Genomic DNA, 21,453 nt, shown 5'->3' with positions numbered 1-21,453 from the left:
TGCTATCGCCGGTCCCGCGAGGCGCGGCCGGCGGGTCCCGGCTAGGCTTCCCCCGCGCTCTCCTCGGGCCCTTGCACGCCTGGCAGCGCGGCGGGGTCGCGGCGACGCACGAGGGCCTCCGTGAACTCGATGCGCTCCTCCATGAGGGCCAGGCGATCGCCCTGAGTCTGCAGCATGTCGCGGATCTGGCTCAGTTGAGTGTCCAGCTTGGGCGCCCCGCCCGCCTTCTCTCTCGCCATGGCTTCGAGCAGCAGTCCTAGGTGTTTGGCCAGCGGCCGCAGCAGGACGACGCCCGCCACCGTCAGAATCAGCACCAGCGTCAGGATCGCGGGGGCAATCACTTCTGGGTCCATGCGCCCTCTCTGTTGGTTGAAGATCTCGTCCTATCGAGCCCGCCCGCGGCCTACGGCGTCGCGCCGGCGGCCTTCCCGAAACACCGGGCCATGGCGTACCGTACGTTGGCACCGCTGATCCGTGTCACCGCATCGCGCAATCAGGAGCCCAGCCATGGACGTAGAGGAATTCCTCGCCGTCGTCGCGGTGTTCGCCATCATCGTCCTGCCCGCGCTCGCGTTGACTTCTCGATTCGCTCTAAAGCCCATCGTCGAGGCGATCATCATGCTCCGCGAGGGTCTCGCGGGGAAGAAGCCGGACGAAGACGCGCAGCACCGCCTGACGATGATCGAAGCCGAGCTGTCCGAGTTGGGCGCTTCCGTGCGCAGGCTCGCCGACGCCCACGAGTACGACCGCCAACTCACCGCGCCGCGGGAGCACGATCGGACGAGCGGGTCTTCAGAAGCCTAGACGCGCCTGGCTCAGGGCGCGACGGCCGGGTCCGGCTGGATGATGGAGATGGCCGTACTGGTCTGGCCGGATAGCCCTTCCAGATCCTCCGCCGTGAACGTCACCGTGCGCCCGCCGACCGTGGGATAAGTGTGGGAGAAAGTCACCTGGGTGCTGTCACCTCCCACGAAGGCGGTATCCACCGCGCCATCTCCGTATTGGGCGATGATGCGCTCCAGCAGGAAGCCGGGCGCTTCATTGGGATCGGTCGCCAGCACTGTGAAAGCGACAGGCAGGGCGACCGCCGCCACGGCGGGCGCCGAGAGCACGACGACCGTGGGCGACTGATTGTCTTCGCCGGAGTCCGTGATGCCACCTCCGCAGGAGGCGGTAGCCACGGCAAGGAGCCCCACGATTCTCACGGGAACCCGACCAGTTGTTGCTACGGAGATTCCACCTTCCATACGAGGCTCCGGTTGCCATAATGCCACTCGGTGGCAGGCCCTGGGCGGGCCGGCCGCTCCGTTCTCGTAACGCGCCTGATGGTCGAGGCAGGACGAGCCCTCCGACGCGACCGAGTCCTCCTCGTACCCCCGATCGCAGGTCGTCGCCCAAACCTCGCGCCCGGGACACATACGTCACACCAGGTGGGACGCCGGCGTCCCGGACGGGCCCGGATGGCGCCCGCCGCGGAGTGACTCGAAACCGTCGAGTCGGCCTGCGACGCCCGCAGCGGCGGCGCGTTCGGACCGATGGCCGCCGCAGCCCGCTGGCCTCGCGCGAGCGGCACGACCGCTGCACACTATCTCTCGCGCATGGACCAACCCAGTGTACCGTTGCACACTAGGCCCCCGGAGACGCTCATGTCCGGTTCGCGTGACCCCAAGTGGCTTGGCCCCGACGCGATCAAGGTTCACCCGCGCCTGCGCATGATCCGGAACGGCAGCCGGACCGTCAACACGATCCGCGCCGAGCACGCCGGCTGCCTGCGCGTCCGCGGCGCCACCACCACGCCCCGTCTGAGAGGGGACGCCGCCGCGCCGCTGGTCTTGCGGGACGCCGACAAGCTGTCCGGGAAGCTCCGCAAGAGGAAACTGCGGAGCGTGCCCGCCGGAATCGACGTGAGCATGTTCGTCACGCTGTCCGACGACGCCGCGGGCTGGGCGGGCGACTTTTCGGCCCGGACAGCAAACCTGCGAACGACGACTCGGCCTTTGAACGCGCTCGGCCAACTCCTGGACGACCCCTACGTTCAGTTCCTGGAGCCCGGCGAGGCGCTGAAGGCTCCGACGCCGCTGGTGCATGGCGGGTCGCCGGCCGCGCCGGCGGTCGACCGCTGGCGCGTCGGGTCCGCCGCCGCGCACCACGACGGAGCGGGCGTCCTCATCGGGATCATCGACGTACAAGGCTTCGATTTCGCCCACGCCGACTTCCTCGATGAGAGCGGAGGAACGCGCTGGGCTCGAATCTGGGATCAGGGCGGCTCCGCGCGCCCGAGCCCGGCCGGGCGCAGCGAAGCCCGGGGCGATGGGCTGAGGGGATTCGACTACGGCGCCGAGTTCACCCGGGCCGACCTCGACGCCGCAATAGCCGCCTCGGCCGGGCTGGGCGTGCCGGCGCAGGAAATCGAGCGGCAGAGCCAGACGGTACCCGGATCGCACGGCACGCACGTGGCCAGCATAGCCGGCGGCAACCGCGGCATCTGCCGGAAGGCGCTGCTCGCCGGCGTCCTGGTCGACCTGACCGACGAGGACATGGATCGACGCCGGTCGTTCTACGACTCGACGCGCGTGGCGGAGGCGATCGAATACCTCCTGGCCCTGTCGTTCGAGCTCGGTCCCATGCCCGTCTCGATCAACATAAGCCTGGGTACGAACGGACACGCCCACGACGCGAGCTCGGCGCTGAGCCGTTGGATCGACTCGGCGCTGTCGACGCGCGGCCGCGCCGTGTCCGTGGCCGCCGGGAACGCGGGGCAGGAGAACCCGCTGTTCGAAGGCGACGTGGGCTTCGTCATGGGCCGCATCCACGCCAGCGGCCGGGTGCCCGCGGCGGGACTGACCCGCGACCTGCGGTGGCGCGTCGTCGGCAACCGCATCGCGGATCTGTCGGAGAACGAGCTCGAGATCTGGCACCCGGCGCAGGACCGGTTCTCGGTGCAGGTCAAGCCGCCGGAGCAGGACTGGCTCCCGCCGGTACGGCCCGGACAGTTCATCGAGAATCACCAGCTCGGCGATGGCAGCTACGTGAGCGTCTACAACGAGCTGTACCACCACGCCAACGGTGAGAACTACGTCGGCGTATACCTCAGCCCGCTGCTGTCCCGAGAGGCGATCGTGGGGGTGCCGGCGGGCGAGTGGATCGTCCGCCTCATCGGCGAGGAGATCCACGACGGCTTCTTCCACGCGTGGATCGAGCGCGACGACCCCCGCCGCCTGGGACCCTTCGGCGAGCGTGAGGCGTGGCGGTTCCCGTCCTTCTTCGAGGAAGGCACCTACGTCGACGACTCGACCGTCAGCTCGCTCGCGTGTGGGCTGCGGGTGCTGTCGGTCGCCAACCTCGACGCTGAGCGCGGCCGCGTAAGCCCTACCTCCAGCCAGGGCCCCACGCGGGACGGACGCCTCAAGCCGGACATCGCGGCGCCGGGCACCGGGATCGTGGCGGCGCGCGGTTTCGATCCCGAGGCGGCGTGGGTCGGCATGTCCGGTACCAGCATGGCGAGCCCCTTCGTGTGCGGCGTGGCCGCTCTGATGCTCGCCGTGGACTCGGAGCTGAGCGCGGCCCAGATCCACGGCATCATGCGGCGCACGGCTCGACCGCTTCCCGGCGCCGACTTTCGCTGGCGAAACGACGCCGGCTTCGGCGAGATCGACGCGGAGCGTTGCGTGGCCGAAGCCGAATCGCTGCGACAACGCACGGACGTGACGCCATGAAGATCACGCTCTTCCACTCGGCCGAGGGCGACTGCCTCCTGCTGACCGCCGACGACGACTCGCGCCTCCTGGTGGACGGAGGCCGGAGCCACACCTGGCGCGATCACGCGGCGCCCTTCATGGGCAAGCTGAGGGACCAGGGCGGGACGCTCGACGCGGTATGTGTGAGCCATATCGACCGGGATCACATCGAGGGTATCCTGCGCATGATGGACGACCGCGTACGCTGGATCGTGCACCGGCACCAGATCGCCAACGGCAACGCGAGCCACCCCGCACCCGAGTCGCCCGAGCCGCCGGACGTCGGCGCGATCTGGCACAACGCGTTTCACGAGATGGTGGACGACAACGAAGGCCGCGTTTCCGACCTGTTCGCCGCCATGACGCGCGTGCTGGCCTTCCACCCCGACGAGGCGCTGCAGGCGTTCGGCGCCGGCCGACCGGACCTGGCCCTGAGCAAGAAGCAGGCGATCCAGCTCTCCCGCCGCGTCGGAGGCGCCCAGCTCGGGATACCGCTCAATCCGCCAGCCGGCGGCAAGCTCATGATGGCACGCGCCGGCGAGGCACCGTTCCAGCTCGGTGGCTTCACGGTGAGGGTCCTGGCGCCGTTCGAGGCAGAGCTCGAGGCGCTGCGCGACGAGTGGAACACCTGGCTCGAGGACAACGAGCACGTCCTGGAGGAGGTCCGCGGCCAGGCCGGCGAGGACGAGGAAGCGATCGAAGGGGCGGGGCTCGGAGCAGCCCGTGCGCGGCTGCAGCTGGCGGCCAAGGAGCTCGGAGACCGGGGCGAGGTCACGCTGCCGAACCTGGCGTCATTGATGCTGCACGTGGAGGCCGACGGCAAGACGACTCTGCTCACCGGCGACGGACACCAGGACGAGCTACTCGAGGGCTTGGAGATGACGGGTCTGGTCGGGGAGGGCGCCGGCTTGCACGTCGACGTGCTGAAGATCCCGCACCATGGATCCGAGTTCAACATGGACGAGACGCTCTTCAAGCGGATCACCGCCGACCACTACATCATCAACGCCGACGGGGGCCACGACAACCCGGACCTGGCGATCATCGACGTGATGCTCCGGTCGCGGCTGGGTGCGGAGGACGAGGTGAGCTCCAACCCGGAGGTCGATCGGCCATTCAGGCTCTGGTTCAGCTCCAGCCCCACCGCCATCGCGAGCGCCACGCGGGCCGCCCACATGGAGGCCGTGCGCCAGCGCGTGCGCGACTTTCAGAACGACGCGCCGGCCGGGCGCCTGCGCTACTCCTTCCTGTCGGGGTCCAAGCGCGACATCACTGTGTAGATCGACTGATCAGGGCAGGACCAGCGCACGCAGCCGACCGAACTCCGGATCATCCCGAAGCGGATCGAACGCGGGCATGACGTCGAGCCAGACCAGGTCGCTGGCGCGCTCCTCGGCCGCGCGGGCCAACGCCTCCAGAGCCCGTTCGCGTTCTCCGAGTCCGACGAATAGCTGCGCCAACCGGCTGGCCGATACATACTCGGAGGATCCGCGCTCGACCAGCTCCGCGAGGAGACCGCGCGCGGCGTCTTGCCGCCCGCGGGCGACCAAACCCTGACCCAGCGCGACCGTCGCTTCCACGCTTCCTCCCGCCAGTTCGCGCGCGCGCAGCAGCGCCTCCACGGCCTCGTCCGCCGCTCCCGCTCCGACGCGCGCGAGCCCCAGGAGCAAATGCGCGAGTGCGAAATCCGAGTGTCCGTGAATCACTTCCAGCAGATCGTCGATCGCCTCTTCGTAGGCGCGCTCGTAGTAGCGGAGAGCGGCGCGGCTCACGCGCACCGTGGCAGACAGGGGGTCGATCAGAAGCGCCGCGTCCAGGTGGGCGCGCGCGCCAGCGAAGCGCTTCAGCGGCAGCAGGTGGTGCATCGCGTACCACATGCGGGCCGTGACGTAAGGCGGACTCGCCCGCACCGCCCTCTCGAACTCGACCTCCGAGCGCGACCAGTCCCACTCGAAGATCGCTGACACGCAGGCCCTGGCGGTCAGCGACTCCGCCGCGCCCGAATCGAGCGCCATGGCCCGGTCCGCGGCGGCGCGGGCCAGCGGCATGACGTCACGGGGAGCCCGCTCGCCGTAGATCGCCAGCGTGATGTAGGAGTCCGCGAGACCGGCGTGCGCGAGCATGAAATCGGGATCCATGCCAGCAGCCTGAGACAGCTCCGCGATGCTCCGCTCCAGGTCTTCCGGACTACGCCGGTTCCAGTGGTGACGGCCGCGCAGGTAGTGGTCGTAGGCGGCCAGATCGCTGGTGGGAGGCGCGGACCGGCGTCGGTCCGACTCGGCCACGGGTGGGAGCGCGGCCAGCGGCTCGGCGACAGCGGCGGCCGACGGCGACAGGCTGGCATCCACGGCGGCGACGATGCTCGTGGCGACGTCCGTCTGGATATCGAACAGGTCGCGCAACTGCCGGTCGTACGTGTCCGCCCAGAGGTGGTCGTCGCTGCGCGCGTCGACGAGCTCGGCCGCGATCCGCAGGCGTTCGCCGCTGCGACGCACGCTGCCCGAGAGAATGTAGGCCACTCCGAGCTCACGACCGATGTCCCGGGCGCCTCCGCCTCTGTCCTTGTACTGCCACGCCGACGCGCGGGAGATGACCCGCAGGGCGTCGAACTTGGACAACTGGATGATCAGGTCTTCGGCGATCCCGTCGCTCAGGTATTCGTTCTCGGCCTCCGCGCTCATGTTATCGAACGGAAGCACGACGATAGACCGGGCGAGGACGTCTGGTTCGACGGGAGCTGGTTGCGCCGCCAGGGCGGAAGTCGTCGCTGCCACCGCGGGAGTCGAGGAGCCGGCCCCGTTTGCCGCCACGGGATCATCCACGGGACCCGTCCGCACGATACCCTGCGCCGTCATGTCGAAAGCCCACGCCAGTACGATCGCGACCGGGAAGAACAGCGCCAGGAGCACGATGACGAGCGTCAGCGCCCAGTCGGGGATCCCGAGCGGCGGAAACGCCACCTCACCCACCTGCATGGCGATCCACGCCACGATCGCGTAGGTGACGGCCACCTTGAACACGTGCCGGCGCCGGAGCTCCTTGACCAGGCGAGCCACGTTCACCGTGTCACTCCGGGCGGCGCGGTGTTCACAGGACGATCCAAGCGATGGCCACGAGAACCGCGGCATGGAGGAACTGGTCGAAGCCGAGCAGGGACCAGAAGGCCTTGTGCGTGGGGTCGGCGAGCGCTGGCACGCCGGCGGTCAGCTTCGCCCTGACGGCGTCGAGGCCGAAATGAGTCGCGAACTCCAACGCGCCGGCCAAGGCGAACGCCTCCAGCCACCGCGGTGGACGCAGCAGAAAAATGACCACGCACACCAGCAACGCGTGTACGCCCGCGTGAGCCAGGATGGGCCCCACCGGGCCACCGGCGACCTTGGCCTTCTGCATGCGCGCGGTGGCCAGCGGTGTGAAATCGCCGAGCCAGTGAGCGAACAGCAGTGCCAACAGAAGCCACACCGCCTGCTCGCTCAGCGGTGGCACCCTTCGGGCGGAGACCAGCGCCCGCGATGGCTCATGCTCGATGCTCCTGTGTCTTGGCGGTGCGTCAGCAACGGCCGACCGCGTGGTCGGCCCGGCCCGGCCCGGGCCATACCGATTGGAGACTAACCGGCGGGATCGGCGCCACGCCAGGCCGGAGCGCGGTTCCTCGCCCGGGAGCGTGGGGTTGCCGCACCCACACGATCCCCCCCTATTGCTGCTTGCCACCCGCGACGGTAGCCGCACTCTCGAGGGAATACAGTGAGTACTTGGCGACGACGCTCCGCTTCCCGCCCGGGAGTTCTCAGCCGCCCGGGCTTTTTCGTATGGGCTACGATCCTGGGCGGTATCGTGATGCCCAGCGCCGGTGAGGCGCAGGCGACCACGGATCTGCGCGGCCGGGTGCTGAGCGCGGGCGCCGCCGGCATCCCGTACGCCTCGGTGGGCCTGGTCGGCCGCGCCGCTGGAGTGGTGGCCGACGCGGACGGCTTCTTCATAATCACGGGAGTGCCGCTCGGCCCACAGCGCCTGTCCGCGTCTCGGCTCGGGTACCGGACGCGCCTCGTGGAAATCGTTGCCACAGCCGGGGACCAGCGCGTCGAGATCATCCTGGAGGTCCAGCCCGTCGCCATCGATGAGGTGTCGGTTCGGGCCGCTTCCCGAAGGGCGGAGCGCATCGTCGAGGCGCCGGCCGCGGTCTCGGTCGTTGAGCCAGAGGACGCCCGCCGACTTTCGGTCACGGGCCAACTGCCGCTTGCGCTGGCACAACACCCAGGCGTCGACGTGGTGCAAAACGACGTCACCGACTTCAACGTCAACGCGCGCGGCTTCAACACTTCGCTCAATCGGCGCGTGTTGGTGCTCCAAGACGGGCGAGACGTGTCGCTAGCCTTCGTCGGCTCGCAGGAGTGGTCCGCGTTTTCCATGCCGCTGGAGGACGTAGCGCGGATCGAAATGGTGAGGGGACCCGGCTCGGCGCTCTACGGCGCGAACGCGTTCTCCGGAGTCCTGGACATCCGCACCCCGAGGGCGCGCGAGACTGTCGGCACCAAGATCAGCGTCGGCGGCGGTTCGCTAGGCACCGCCCGCGGGGACTTGCGCCGCAGCGGCCTCCTGGGCGATGGCTCCTGGGCCTACCGCGTGAATGTCGGCTACTCCAGCAGCGACACCTGGAATCGTTCGCGGACCGGTGTAGGCGACCTGGATCGCGAATACGCGGACGCGACGGAAGAGTCGTTCACCGCCCCCGCTCCCGGTTTCGAGCTGCGGCCGGTCGCAGGCCAGGTCACCGACGGTCAGATTGGCACCAGCGCAACGGGATCCCCCGATCGGCTCTCCGCCCTATACGCCACGGCGCGCCTGGACCGTTACGGCGCTGACGGGTCCGAGCTCACGGTGGAAGCGGGTGGTGCGGAGGTGCAGAACGAGATCGTCGTGACGGGCGGCGGCCGCATCCAGCGAGACCGGGCTTACAGGCCCTGGGCGCGGGTCGCCTGGGGCAACGCCGGGTGGAACGCGTCCTTCTGGTACTCCGGCCGCGTCGCCTCCGACCCTGGCTGGTCGCTGGCCACCAACACGCCGATCGACGACCGGTCGCACGTGGTGCAGGGTGAGCTGCAGCACAACCGCCTGCTGTGGGAGGGCCGCGGCCGCATCGTCCTGGGCGGTTCCCTGCGCAACAGCTTCATCGACACGCGCGAGACGTTGATACTGGCGGCGGACGACGCGCGCCACGACCTGTACGGTTCGCTCTACGGACAGATGGACTACTTCCTGGTGCCGGAGCTTCGGTTCGTCGCGGCGGCTCGCTTCGATCAGGGCGACATCTTCGACGCCCAGTTCTCGCCCAAGGCTGCGCTCGTGTATCAGCCCACCTTCGAACAGGCGATCCGGCTTTCGGTGAACCGAGCCTTCCAGGTACCCAATACCCTGGAGCTATTCGTGAATTTCCCTGTCGGCCCGCCGGCGGATTTCACGGCGCTGGAGGCGGGACTACGCGCGTCCCCGCTCGGCGACGCGCTGCTGGCCGTGCCCGACGGCGAGCTGTTCTCCAGCTCGGGCGCGGTGCCCGTTCTCGCCATCGGCAACCCGGAGTTGGAGACCGAGCGGGTCACGTCGGTCGAGCTCGGCTACCGGCGCCAGGTCGGCGAACGCGTGTCGTTTTCGGTCGACACCTACTTCTCACGCCTCAGCAACTTCGTCACCGACCTGCTCCCTGGCGTAAACCCTGCTTTCCCCTCGTGGACCGCCGATGCCCGGATCGACCCGGCCGCTCGAGACGCCGTGCAGCAGGCCGCTCTTGGCGGGCTGGCCGCGGTGGATCCGGTCTCCGCGGCGGGCCTTACCAGGCTGCCGAACGGCCAGACGGCGCTGGTGTTCTCGCTCGGCAACGCCGGAGTGGTGGACGAGTGGGGGGTCGAGCTGGCTACGACGGCACAGCTCTCGGATGTCGTCCAACTCGAGGCCAACTATTCGCTGTTCGAGTTCGACGTCGACTCGTCGGAGGTCGTGCCGGGCGACCAGGTGCTGCCCAACACTCCCGAGCACAAGGTGAAGCTATCGCTCGGCTACCGGGGCGAGACCGGCTTGAGCCTGCGCGCGGACGCGCGTTTCGTGAGCGCCTACGACTGGGCGTCGGGGATCTTCGCGGGACCGGTTCCGGCGAGCCAGACCGTGGATCTCTCCGCCGGCTACGTCGTGAATGACAGGGTCACGATCCGTTCGGTCGCCACCAACGTGTTCGATCAGGAGCGCTATCAGCTGTTCGGCGGAACGTTGATACGACGCAGGGTGCTCGGCTCGGTCACTTTCACGTTCTAGAGGACTGTAACAGGTGATAGTTGAGCATCGAGAGGGGCGAGGCGCCCGATCCGGGGAGGCGGGAGGACGAGTAATAGCAGGGCTATTGCGAGGAGTCCCAACGACCCCGGGCGGGATGCATCGCCCCTCGAATGCCAAGTACTCACCTGTTACAGTCCTCTAGAGGGGCCACGTTGTCACAGACCACCAAGGACTGGCTGCTCTTCGGCCTCGCAGCCGCACTCTTCCTCTTCTTCATCGCGCTGCACGGGCACGCCCATTTCTCGGACATAGACCGGATTCCTTGGCCCATCTTGGTGCCCGTTGCTGCTTCGCTGGCCTTCGTGCACTCCTGGTACATGCTCGGGTGGAGGCGCGCCTCCGTGTTGATCGCCTGCGCCACGCTCCTTTCTCTCTCGGCCGAGTGGGTCGGCCAGAGCAACGGCTGGCTGTTCGGCCCATACTGCTACACGTCTCTGTTCGGACCCAAGATCGGTGGACGCATACCGTACCTGATTCCGTTCGCCTGGTACATGATGTTCTACCCGAGCTACGTGATAGCGAATCTCGTGGCCGAGGGCAGGGCGGTGAGCAACCCGAGCTCGCGCGTCAGTTGGGTGGTCTGGATGGCGCTTCTGAGCGCGGCGGTGATGACGGCGTGGGACATCACCATGGACCCGATCATGAGCTTCGAGGCCATACCGGGGACGACGGACGCGGCGGCCGCGGGTGCGACCACCTCGATTCCCGCGTGGCGATGGCTGGTGGCCGTGGCCGAGCCAACCGAGTGCGCCGTCGCGACGCGTCTGCCGCCGACGACCAGCACCCACTTCGGGGTGCCTTGGCAGAATTACCAGGGCTGGATGGTGACCAGCTTCGTCGTGTTCCTGGTGTATAGGTTCCTCGAGCGACGCATACCGGTTCACCGCCGCGACTTGCATTGGAAGCCGCTGGGACTTGCCCGCCTCACCGCGATCATGCCGGTGTCCGCGTACATGGCGATGGCTCTGATCGACGCCGTGCTAGGTTCGCCGCGCATCCAGGACGTGCACCTGATATCCCCCTTCGCCATGGGCATCACGGCGGCGATCGCATCGATCACGATCTTCACCGCCACCTTCGCCGTGCACCACGACGACGCTCCCAATCACGGTCGGCCACCGGAACCGGACGGGCCGCCCGGGTGATGTCGGGGACTTCCCTCGAACGCCGGCTGGCGGCGTTCCTTCCGCGCTACGAGAGAGAGCGGGTCGCAGGGTGGACGGATTCACCGCGCGACCCCGAGCGGATCGACGGCGTGGCCGCGGTGCTGTTCGCCGATCTGGCCGGCTTCACCCCGTTGACGCGACGCCTCGCGGCGACGGGCTCCGCGGGCGCCGAGCGCCTGTCCCAGGTCCTGGACCAGACTTTCGGCCGCATGGTCGGGGTGATCGAGCGAGCCGGAGGCGACGTGGTGTTGTTCGCCGGCGACGCGGTGCTCGCTGCATGGCAGTGCATGGAGGGCGCCGAGGCGCTCAAGGAAGCCGTGCTGCTCGCAGCGTCCTGTGGCAAGGAGATCCTCGCGACGCTGGACGGCCTCGAGCCGGACCCGGAAGTCACGCTGCGCCTGCGAGCTTCGGTGGGGGCTGGGCAGCTGAGTACGTTGCGAGTGGGCGGCGTGGAGGGGCACTGGCTTTTTTTGGCGCAAGGAGAGGCCATCGCCCAGCTGGCGCAGGTGGACGCGGCGGGCACCCCCGGTCAGGTCCTGCTGTCCGCGCGCGCGGCCGCTCTGATCGGGACGGCAGCCGGCGAACCTCTCGCGGGTGGACTCCTCAGATTCGAGGGGGCGCAGGGAGCGGTTCCAGTCGTGGTCCCGATACAGCCGGCGGTACCGGCGCTGGACGTCCTCCGTGCGCAGATCCCGAGAGCGGTGGCGCACCGGCTGGAGGCCGGCCAGGACGATTGGCTCGGCGAGTTCCGGCGGCTCTCCCTTCTATTCGTGGGAATCGGCGAGGCGAAGGACGTGGGCGATTTTGAACGCCTCCACTCTGCCGTACGGTCGATCCAGAGCGCGCTGGAGCGCTTCGGAGGGAGCATCTACAGCCTCGCCTCGGACGACAAGGGCACGGCTCTGATCGCCGCTTTCGGGCTTCCTCCGCTGGCTGTTCAGGACGCGGCGACCCGGGCCATCGGCGCGGCGCTGGAGATCCACCAAGCGCTGGCCGCCAAAGATCTGGCCTCCCCGATCGGGGTCACCACCGGGACGGTCTTCTGCGGAGCCTACGGGGGCGTCGAGCGGCGCCATTACGCCATCGTCGGCCCACCGATAAACCTTTCGGCGCGGCTCATGAAAGCGGCCGAGGGGAGCATCCTGTGCGACGCGGCAACTCACGACGCTGCCGGCGGACAGGTCGCCTTCGAAGCTTCGACTACGCTCTCGCTCAAGGGATTCGAGACGGATGTAGTCGCGTACCGGCCGACCACTCTGGCGACGCGGGCGCCGGTGAGGGCCACCGACCAGATCGTGGGACGCACGGCCGAGTTGCGCCGACTCGGCTCCGTCCTGGATTCGGCCGAGAGGCGTGAGGGCGGGACGCTCATCGTCGAGGGAGAGGCCGGACTGGGGAAGTCGACGCTGCTGGGCGCCTTCGTGCACGACGCAGATGAGCGCGGCGTGAGGGTGCTCGCAGGGGGCGGTGATTCTCTGCGCAGCAGCACCCTCTACTTCGGCTGGCGGTCGGTTCTGGAGGGCCTGCTGCCCAGCGACGTGGCGAACCGGCCGGCCGCTCTCCGGCAGGCGCTTGGGGAAGACGCAAGGCTGAACAGGTGGGCGCCGTTGCTGTCCGCCATCGTACCGGTCGGGCTGCCGGAGAACGATACCAGCCGGGAAATGACGGGTGAGACGCGGGCGGCGGGCGTCCAGGAGCTCGTCATCCGCCTGCTCGAGTGGGCGACCCAGCAGGAGCCGACGATCCTCCTGCTGGAAGACGCGCACTGGTTCGACTCGCCGTCCAACGCGTTGATCGACGCGGTGGCGCGTCGTGTGTCGAACCTGCAGATCGTGATCAGCATGCGACCGCCGACCGGCCCGCTGCCGCCGGAGCTCGCAGCGTTCGCCAATCAGGCGGGCGTCGAACGGCTGCGCCTGCGGCCTCTGGGCGAATCGGATGTCCAAGCTCTGGTCGCGCTCGCGCTGGGCGTGAAGCGCGTCCCACAGGAGCTGGTCGATTACGTCCTCCGCCAGGCCGAATGCCACCCGTTCCATTCCACGGAGCTGGTGCGAGCACTGCGCGATCGGGGCTTGCTCGAGATCTCGGGCGATGGATGCCGCGTCCACACCGAATCGGGACACCTGGAGGACATCGAGGCCCCAGCCAGCGTGCAGGAGATCGTGCTCACGCGCGTTGACGGATTGGACGCTCACCTTCAGCTCATCCTCAAGACGGCCAGCGTCATCGGCCGCGCGTTCACCGTGCCGATGCTGCGCGATGTCTATCCCGTCCGCGAAGCGCGCGCGCGCCTGGACGAAGGGCTGGCGCTGCTGGCGGACAGAGACCTCATCGCGCCGCTCGACGACGCCGCGGACGGCGGCGGGGCGTTCGAGTTCCGGCACGCGATCATTGAAGACGTGGTGTACGGCGCGCTGCTGTTCTCCCAGCGCCGACAACTGCACCGCGCCGTAGCCGAGTGGTACGAGCACCACGGCGGCCTGGTCGAGCGCGGGCGCGCGCCGCTGCTGGCGCACCATTGGGACCGCGCGGAGGTACGGGACCGCGCCCTCGGCTACCTGGAGGCCGCCGGCGTAGAGGCCGTCGAGGCGTTCTCCAATCGCGAGGCGGTGCGCTTCCTGTCTCGCGCGGTCGAGCTCGAGGCGGGCGGATCACTCGACGTAGAGCGCACGAGACGCGCGGAGTGGGAGCGCGGCTTGGCGGAGGCGCGCATCCGCCTGTCGCAGTTCCATAGGGCCCGAGGCCACCTGGAGCGCTCGCTGGCCCACTACGGCTTGAGAGTGCACCGCTCAGGCGTATCGCTCGGCGCGAGTCTGCTGTTTCACGTCGGAGTGCAAGCGACCCACCGACTGCTGCCATTCGTGCGCGTGGGCGGCAAGAGGATCCGCCAGCGACGGGCCCACGGCGCCATGGTCTACAAGCGCGTCGCGGAGGTGGCGTATTTCGACAACGACAAGCTTCGCCTCCTCCACGCCACGCTGGCAGCGCTCAACATGGCCGAAGATTGCGGCGCTGTGGCGGAGCAGGTGAACGGCTTCGGCTCCATAGCCATAGTGGCAGACCTGGGCGGCATGAGCGGGCTGGCGAGCCGGTACATGAGGCGCGCGCTGGAGGTCGCCGAGGCGTCTGGGCGCCCATCGATCATCGGGCGCGGCCACCTGCTCGCTCTCATCCGGGCGATCACCCGCGGGGACTGGGACGGCGCAGGGGCGTCGGCCGAGCGGAGTACGGAGATGTTCGCCGCTCTAGGCGACAGGTTCCGCTGGGAAACGTGCAAGGCCACCTACGGCTACGGCTTCTTGCTGCGCGGAGACTTCGAACGGGCGCAGGAGGTCTACGAGGAGGCCGCGCGATCCGCCCGCCACGGCGCACCCCAGGCCCAGACCTGGGCGCGGGTAGGCCAGCTCGCGGCCCAACTGAACGCGGGCGCCGCCACCGACTACGCGATCAGCGAGGTGGAGCGGCTTCTGCATGCGGAGGACCAGAGCAAGACAGACTTGCTGACCTGCAGCGGCATCCTGGCCAGGGCCTATCTGGAGCGCGGCGACAGCGAACGCGCCCTTGACGCGGCCATCCGCACGCTGGAGTGGCTGGGCGGCGAGCCGCCGGCGGTCTACTATCCGCTGTGGAGTATCGCCGGAGCCGCCGACGTGTTCTTCGCGCTGGCCGAGGCGGGCGACGACCGGGCGGGAGCGACCCCCTTCGCCTGGGACGGCGACGCCTCCGCAAGCGCGCGCGCTCTCTCCCGCCTGCTGCGCGCGCACGGGAAGATGTTCCCCATCTGCGTGCCCACTGCGCGCTACTACCAGGGCCGGCTGGAGGCGCTGCGCGGCCGGCCCGACCGGGCCGTGTCGCTGTGGCGCGAGGGCGCCGAGGCAGCCCAGGCCCTGGGCCTCACGTACGATCAGGCGTTGCTGGAGCGAACGGCATCGCCGCCGGAGCGTCCTCCAAAGGAGCGGTGATTCATGGCCAAGCAGCGCGTTGCGATTCTGGGGGGCGGGGTCGGATCATTGTCCACGGCCTGGGCCCTCACGGCCACTCCTGAGCTCCGGGAGGCATACGACGTAACCGTGTACTCGCTGGGGTGGCGTCTGGGAGGCAAGGGCGCGACCGGTCGCCGCCGGGAGGACGGGGGCCTGAGGGTGGAGGAGCACGGCCTGCACGTCTGGCTCGGGTTCTACGAGAACGCCTTCGCCGTGCTCCGCGAAGCATACGACGAAATGCGCGCGCGCGGCCTGGCGTCCGACAGCCCCTTTCAGAGTTGGCGGGATGCGTTGAAGGCCCAGTCCTTCACGCCCATCGGGCTGGGCGACGGGTCGACGTTCTGGGACTACGAGTGGCCGACCAACGCCGACGTGCCGGGCGAGGGCGGGGTGTTCCTGTCCCCGTGGGGAGCCATCACCGAGGCCGTCTCACTTCTGGAGCACCTGTTCAAGATGGTGCTGGAGGAGGAGGCGAAGGCGTGCCTCAAGTGGTTCGGGGGAAAGCTCCGCCACGACCCCATCGACATCGATCCGGAGGTGGGGCGGCGCTACCGGGAGGCGATGGAGAGGTGGCAGCCGACCCGCGAGGAGCACCAGTCCGTGCGCAAGCGAGAGCGGCACGCGCGCTTCGACCGCGTCCACCCGCATACGGCTCTCAAGAGGGCGCACCACTGGCTGCGCTCCTTCGAGGGCGACCACACGATGCACCCACACGAACACCTGCAGGGCGTTTCGCATCTGCTCGATGCGGCGACGGGTGCGCTGCGTCAGCACGTGGACGATCACCCCCGGCCCGCCTCTCCGCTGCACCTGCTGTGGGAGATGATGGAGATAGCGGCGGCCGTCTTCCGGGGCATCACCAACCCGAAATACGGCATCCTGAAGGACTGGGACCTGAACCGAATCGACGGCTACGAGTTGCTCGAGTGGCTGGTCGAGAACGGCGCGCCCGAGGTAGTGGGAGAGGTCATGGTCAAGCCGGGCATCACCGCCGCCCGGCAGCCGGCGCTGCGCGCTCTGTACGACCTGGCGTTCGCCTACGAAAAGACCAAGGACACGATGGTCGCCAACTTCGCGGCGGGAACGGCGCTGAGGGTGATGATCCGCACCGCCGCGACCTACAAGGAGGCGGTCCTGTTCGAGATGCAGTCGGGCATGGGCGAGGTGATCGTGTCGCCCATCTACCTCGTGCTCAAGGACCGGGGCGTGAAGTTCGAGTTGTTCAGAAAGGTGCGGCGCCTGGAGCTGTCCGAGGACAAGAACCTGATTCAGCGCGTTCATATGGACCGTCAGGTCGATTATGTGGACGGGTCGTACGACCCGATCTTCTACTCCGAGCAAGGCATCCCGTGCTGGCCCAGCGAGCCCTTCTGGGACCGGATCGTGGACGGCGCCGCCATGAAGGACGCCGAGGTCAACTGGGAGTCCAGCTGGAACCAGTGGCCGGCGGCGGGCGACGAGACGATCGAGCTCGGGCGGGACTTCGACGACGTGGTGCTGGGGATCTCGCTGGGCGTGTTCAAGAAGCTGAACGAGGACCCCTCGATGTGCCAGGAGCTGATGGACGCCAGTCCGGCGTTCGCGGCCATGACGGACGGGCTCGGACTGGTGCCGACCGAGGCCAACCAGCTCTGGATGACCCGAACCCTGAAGCGCCTGGGCTGGACGCACGCCAAGCCAGCGGCGGTGGGAGCCGTCGAACCGATCGACATATGGGCGGACATGAGCCAGGTGTTGGCGTACGAACAGTGGAGGCAGGGCGAAGGCCCGAAGTCTCTTCACTACCTGTGCGGCCCCCTCAACACGTGGGACTTCGCAGCACCTTCGGCGGACGCCGCGGTCCCGGACCGCGCGCTGCGGCAGGTGAGCGACCTGGTGGGCGGGTGGCTGGAGAGGAACGCCAAGGACATCTGGCCGGACGCGGTCACCGCCACCAGCGAGTTCGACTGGGATGTCCTCTTCGCCCCGGGCGCCACCGGACGCGCCAAGCTCGACGCGCAGTACCTGCGCGCCAACGTCGACCCAACTGAATGCTGCGTCACCTCGGTCAGGGGCAGCACCCGTGTCCGCCTGTGGGCACACGAGTCAGGCTTCGACAACCTGTATTTGAGCGGCGACTGGGCCAGGTCCGGCCTCAACACCGCCGGAGTTGAGTCGGCGATCATGGCTGGCCTCGAGGCCTCGAAGGCCATCTGCGGCCACCCTGAAACCATCGTGGGAGGGACCTTCATGCAGGGAAGCGGAGGCGTACCGGCGGGCGATCCCGGGAGCGCTGTGAGCGGCAGCGGGTTGCCCACCTATGTCACGACCTACGAGTACGGCGAGCAGGTCGCCCAGGTCCCTGGGCTCGTGTACGACGCCACCACCTACATGTTCGCGCTGGAATCGAGCGACCCAGCGGCCACGCAGAAGACCGTGGACCATTTCCTCAATGCCCCGGCGGACGGGGCGGTGCACTACCAGGTGCTGGGATCGCACGTCTTCATCTCGTTCCTGGCCGCGAAACTCACCTCCATCCCGCAGGCGATCGGCTGGATTCCGGACCACGAGGCGGCTCTCTGGGTGCCGCTCCTGGGGACGACCGGCCCCGACCGGAGCGACCCGCGGCTGGTCTGGTGGAACCCGTACCTGATCCTGGACAACGGCGTGGGCACGCTGACGGGCCGCGAGGTGTGGGGCTTCCGCAAGGAGATCGGCAGCGTCGCGATGCCCGCGCAGGATTCCGACCCGATGAGCTTCGTGGCCGAGACCCTCGTTTACGACCCCCTGGCGACTACCACCGAGGGCCGCCAGGAAGTGCTGATCGCGGTGGAACGTGAAGGGGAGCGAGGCACCTTGGACGTGGCCTGGCACGACATGAAGGCCGCCTGGCGGGAGGTGCGAGACCTCTGGGAGGCGCGCCAGGAACTCGAGAAGATGGGCGTAAGCGGCTTGAAGCTGCTGTGCAGCATCGTGGACGACCTGCTCCACCACCAGGTGGGCATCGTCAACCTCAAGCAGTTCCGCGACGCCGAGTACAGCGCCAAGGCCTGCTACCAGGCGATCATCGAGGGACCGTGCACGGTGAAGGAGTTCCGCGGAGCGGGGCCGCTCGCGGGAGAATTCCGGGTGACCATCCCGGAGTGGCAGAGCCACAGGATCGTGAGCGCGCTGGGACTGCCCGGCTCGGAGCTCACAGCCGAGTTCGGCTGGTGGGTGAAGATGGACTTCACCGCGGACCCGGGGAAGACGGTGTGGAGAGCGCCTCGAGCCTAGACGGCCACGCCTGGGCTACAGCAGCTCCCCCACCCCGTGGATTTTCTTCGGGTAGCCGCTGATAGCGCGCGCCGCCAGCATGCCCGACTCGATCGCGGCCTCGACAGAACCGGCGTTGAGCCGGGTCCTCGTCCAGTCTCCCGCGAGGAACAGGTTGGGGAAGCCGGAGTCGCCCGGGTGCAGTCGCAGCCGTGTCGTCTTCGGCACCGACAGCACGTAGCGCTCGGTGGGGTCGATGTTGGCACGGAAGTACTGGAACGCGAAGCGATCCTCGGTCACCTCGTTCCGCGGGTCGTACAGCGCACTCCAGTTCAGGTTGAAGCCGTTGCCCATCGCGGCGCGCGGCCACAGCACCGCGATGTTGTCCGATAGCCACGACGCCGATCCGTCAAAGACCCGATCCAACATCTCTCGGGGGAACGTGTGCGCGCCGGGGGGCGGAACCGCGGTACCGAGATCGAGAGGGCCGCAGAAGTAGTGGATTCCCTTCGGCTCGTCGCCCTCGGGCCAGTCCTCCATAGGGATCAAGTGGCTCATCACCGCCCAGCTCGCCGTGGGCTCTGCGAACGCCGTAGACACCACCGCTCCGTGGTCCCAGCCGAGGCCGTCCAGGCCCTCGTTCACCCACAACTGCAGCGCCTGCGTTGCCACGGTCCGGACGCCGTAGACCATGTTCTTCCAATCGTCGCTCGCCGTAATCAGATCGCCGGTGATGTCACTCAGCGCCGCCACGGAAATCCCGCATACGACGATGTCGAAGTCGTGGCCAACCTCCAACGTCTCGTGGCCGACCTCCTGCTGGCACCAGTGAGACTCGAGGGTGAGCCCCTGCGCGTCGAGCCTCGCCTTGATCGCAGCCCCGTCCTCGATGTGCTCCCAGTCGGGCTCGGACGGCCAGCATGGCAGGTGCCGGACGGGGATGAGCGTGCGGTAGCCGGGCAGGACGTCCACCTGCCGCGCTACCTCGATGGTCGCTACCCGGTTCTCGCCGGTCTCGGGATCCTTGTCGAGGCCGATGTCCGTGACCCGACGGAAGAACTCGAACTTCACTCCCCGTTGCTCGAGCACTTCGTAGAGGGGGGTGAAGATGGTGTCGCCCATGCCGGCGTTCATGCGCCACAGGGGCGCTCCCCGGCTGCCGAAGACCATGCCGATCACCACACGCAGGACCACACCCGCGGCCGCCGACGGGCGCTCGATGTCGCCGTCCTCGTAGGCGAAGCCGAGGTCGTAGAGAGCGCGGATCGGTGCCGCCTCGGTGTACTCGGGCCGGGCACCGTGCGACACCAGCCACGCGCGGAAGTCCACGTCGTCGATCTTCGCGTAGCCAGCGGCCCCGTGGGGAAGCACATCCTCGACGAACCCCTTGAACATCGCCCAGCCCAGGTTCAGCATGAGCCAGACCCGGCGCAGGTTGAGGTCCAGACCCTCGGTGGAGGCGGTCGAATCTTGCACGTGCTCGTGTCCGGCGGCGATGTGCCCCGCCACGGCCGCGCTCAGCGCCGCGGGGTCGGGGTCCGCGCCGGCCGATTCCAGGTGTTCTTTGATGCGCGACAGGGCGTCATGCCCCCGCGTTCCGTGAGCCGTGACCGGGTGTCGCTCGTGGTGGTGCAGGAGCAGGCGAACCATGCACTTCAGCAACTCGATCGCCGTTAGCGGCTTGCCCGGCACCCCGCACTCGATGCCCGTGAAGTCCAGCGTCCAGGGCTCCCACGTGGTGAGCCCGTCCACCTCCCGCTTCTCCATCAGGTTGATGAGGTTCTGCGCGGTGAAGGCATCCTTCCAGGTCTGGAACGGGTTGTCCGGGCTCTTGTCCCACTCCTCGTAGCAGGCCTGGATCGTGCTGAAGGCGTTCTCGTAGAAGCCCATCCACATATGCAGCCCGTGCTCCTGGATGCGCAGCCCGTAACCCGGCGTGACGTTCCGTCCGCTGGCCCCCTTGCCACCCAGACGCCACCCCTGCTGATAGACAGTTACGTCGAAGCGCTCGCGCAACTCGGGCGTGGCGGTCAGCTCGAACGCCGTCGCCATGGACCCGCACCCGCCGCCCAGGACCGCGACCCTGGCCTTCTGCCCGGGCGGCACCGCGGGGGGGCGCGTGGACTCGGGGCGATCCCCGACCAGGCCGAGCAGCCTGAGGATGCCGGCCGCGAGGCCGGCGAGGAACTGGACGAAACGGCGGATGGCGCTCAAGGCAAACCTCAGCGTCTGGTTCGACGGCGACCCCTCGTGGGCCGTGCCCGAAATCGTGCCTAGGCGTCCATACTATCGGTGAGCGCCTCCGATTGGCGACGTGCGTGCGACCCCGCCTCGCGCCCGGCGGCCGTGTCCACGATGACGATCTTCTGCCAGATCTTGTTGGACAGGTTCGAGGCGAGCACCTCCACGTCGTTGACCGCGTTCAGCACGACCGGGTCGTTCACGTGCTGCACGTGCAGAGCGGCGAGCTTGCTGCTCAACGACAGCAGCTCCGTGCAGTAGTCCAGGTAGCGGGCGAGCTTGAAACGACCCAGGCGGTGAGAGGGAGAGGACGGCGTAACCTGCTCTGGCGAGAGCAGATGCTCCGGATCCTTCGTTAGCTGATGCATGTCCACGATGTGGACGATGCTGCGCAGGCGGTGTAGCTCGCGCAGGGCCGCCTTGCGCTTGTGGCGCGTCTCGATGGTCAACAGGAAGTAGACAGCGAGCCCGAAGAAGATCAGATCCTGCGCCGCGGATTCGATCGACTGGAGAAGGTCTCCTACGCCTGCCACTTCGACGGATAGCTGGGTCCGCACGATGATGACCAGCGCGACGACGAGCGCGCCGATCGCTGCCAGCGCCGCGTAGACCGCCAGGCGAATCGGCCAGTGGGGCCGGCGCGCGCGCTGAAGCACCGACTCGGTCTCCTCGGCGATGCCGCGCAGGTCCCCCGCGACGCGACGCAGCCCCGACCCCGGAAACCGCTCCGCGATGCGGCGCTCCAGCCGCTCGAGCGTGTGCCGGATATGC

At 68.5% G+C, this 21,453-nt stretch carries 13 protein-coding genes; 7 read left to right on the top strand and 6 right to left on the bottom strand.

Going from position 1 to position 21,453, the window contains the following annotated elements; translation table 11 throughout:
* Positions 1–41: 41 nt before the first annotated feature.
* Positions 42–353, bottom strand: coding sequence for a hypothetical protein (locus ABFS34_07710; protein ID MEN8375319.1), 312 nt, complete (start codon positions 351–353; stop codon positions 42–44).
* A 154-nt stretch (positions 354–507) separates the two neighbouring features.
* Here ABFS34_07710 and ABFS34_07705 point away from each other — a divergent pair, with 154 nt between their 5' ends.
* A complete protein-coding gene (locus ABFS34_07705; protein ID MEN8375318.1) occupies positions 508–804 on the top strand; it encodes a hypothetical protein in 297 nt (98 codons plus the stop codon).
* 11 nt (positions 805–815) lie between these two features.
* Here the strand turns inward: ABFS34_07705 and ABFS34_07700 are convergent, their stop codons facing one another.
* Positions 816–1,205: a hypothetical protein gene (locus ABFS34_07700; protein MEN8375317.1), complete on the bottom strand. Its 390-nt coding sequence runs from the start codon at positions 1,203–1,205 to the stop codon at positions 816–818.
* 441 nt (positions 1,206–1,646) lie between these two features.
* On the opposite strand from ABFS34_07700, the gene ABFS34_07695 reads away from it, so the two are divergent.
* Together ABFS34_07695 and ABFS34_07690 are read left to right on the top strand one after the other, a co-directional pair.
* On the top strand, positions 1,647–3,716 hold the full coding sequence (locus tag ABFS34_07695; protein ID MEN8375316.1) for a S8 family serine peptidase: 2,070 nt from the start codon (positions 1,647–1,649) through the stop codon (positions 3,714–3,716).
* Positions 3,713–5,017 carry a hypothetical protein gene (locus tag ABFS34_07690; protein ID MEN8375315.1) on the top strand — a complete coding sequence of 435 codons (1,305 nt, stop codon included), beginning with the start codon at positions 3,713–3,715 and terminating at the stop codon, positions 5,015–5,017. The genes ABFS34_07695 and ABFS34_07690 overlap by 4 nt, the downstream gene beginning before the upstream one ends.
* A 9-nt stretch (positions 5,018–5,026) precedes the next feature.
* Here ABFS34_07690 and ABFS34_07685 read toward each other — a convergent pair whose 3' ends face one another.
* Positions 5,027–6,799: a hypothetical protein gene (locus ABFS34_07685; protein ID MEN8375314.1), complete on the bottom strand. Its 1,773-nt coding sequence runs from the start codon at positions 6,797–6,799 to the stop codon at positions 5,027–5,029.
* Positions 6,800–6,824: 25 nt separating this feature from the next.
* The gene (locus ABFS34_07680; GenBank protein ID MEN8375313.1) at positions 6,825–7,220 is read right to left on the bottom strand and encodes a DUF3307 domain-containing protein; all 396 of its coding nucleotides are present in this window, start codon (positions 7,218–7,220) and stop codon (positions 6,825–6,827) included.
* Positions 7,221–7,571: 351 nt separating this feature from the next.
* Between ABFS34_07680 and ABFS34_07675 the strand changes: the two genes are divergently transcribed.
* From ABFS34_07675 to ABFS34_07660, 4 genes are all read left to right on the top strand, one after another.
* The gene (locus tag ABFS34_07675; GenBank protein MEN8375312.1) at positions 7,572–10,037 is read left to right on the top strand and encodes a TonB-dependent receptor; all 2,466 of its coding nucleotides are present in this window, start codon (positions 7,572–7,574) and stop codon (positions 10,035–10,037) included.
* A gap of 173 nt (positions 10,038–10,210) precedes the next feature.
* Positions 10,211–11,203 (top strand): carotenoid biosynthesis protein, encoded by a 993-nt coding sequence (locus ABFS34_07670; protein ID MEN8375311.1) that lies wholly within the window; start codon positions 10,211–10,213, stop codon positions 11,201–11,203.
* Positions 11,203–15,186, top strand: a complete 3,984-nt coding sequence (locus ABFS34_07665) for an AAA family ATPase (protein ID MEN8375310.1) — start codon at positions 11,203–11,205, stop codon at positions 15,184–15,186. The genes ABFS34_07670 and ABFS34_07665 overlap by 1 nt, the downstream gene beginning before the upstream one ends.
* 3 nt (positions 15,187–15,189) lie before the next feature.
* Positions 15,190–18,462 (top strand): NAD(P)-binding protein, encoded by a 3,273-nt coding sequence (locus ABFS34_07660; GenBank protein ID MEN8375309.1) that lies wholly within the window; start codon positions 15,190–15,192, stop codon positions 18,460–18,462.
* A 15-nt stretch (positions 18,463–18,477) separates the two neighbouring features.
* Here ABFS34_07660 and ABFS34_07655 read toward each other — a convergent pair whose 3' ends face one another.
* Both ABFS34_07655 and ABFS34_07650 read right to left on the bottom strand, forming a co-directional pair.
* Positions 18,478–20,655, bottom strand: a complete 2,178-nt coding sequence (locus tag ABFS34_07655; protein ID MEN8375308.1) for an FAD-dependent oxidoreductase — start codon at positions 20,653–20,655, stop codon at positions 18,478–18,480.
* Between the two features lie 59 nt (positions 20,656–20,714).
* On the bottom strand, positions 20,715–21,453 hold a 739-nt coding region (locus ABFS34_07650; protein MEN8375307.1), incomplete at its 5' end, for a hypothetical protein.

The organism is Gemmatimonadota bacterium (genome assembly GCA_039715185.1).
GTDB lineage: Bacteria > Gemmatimonadota > Gemmatimonadetes > Longimicrobiales > RSA9 > DATHRK01.
This window is presented reverse-complemented; position numbering and strand designations above follow the sequence as displayed.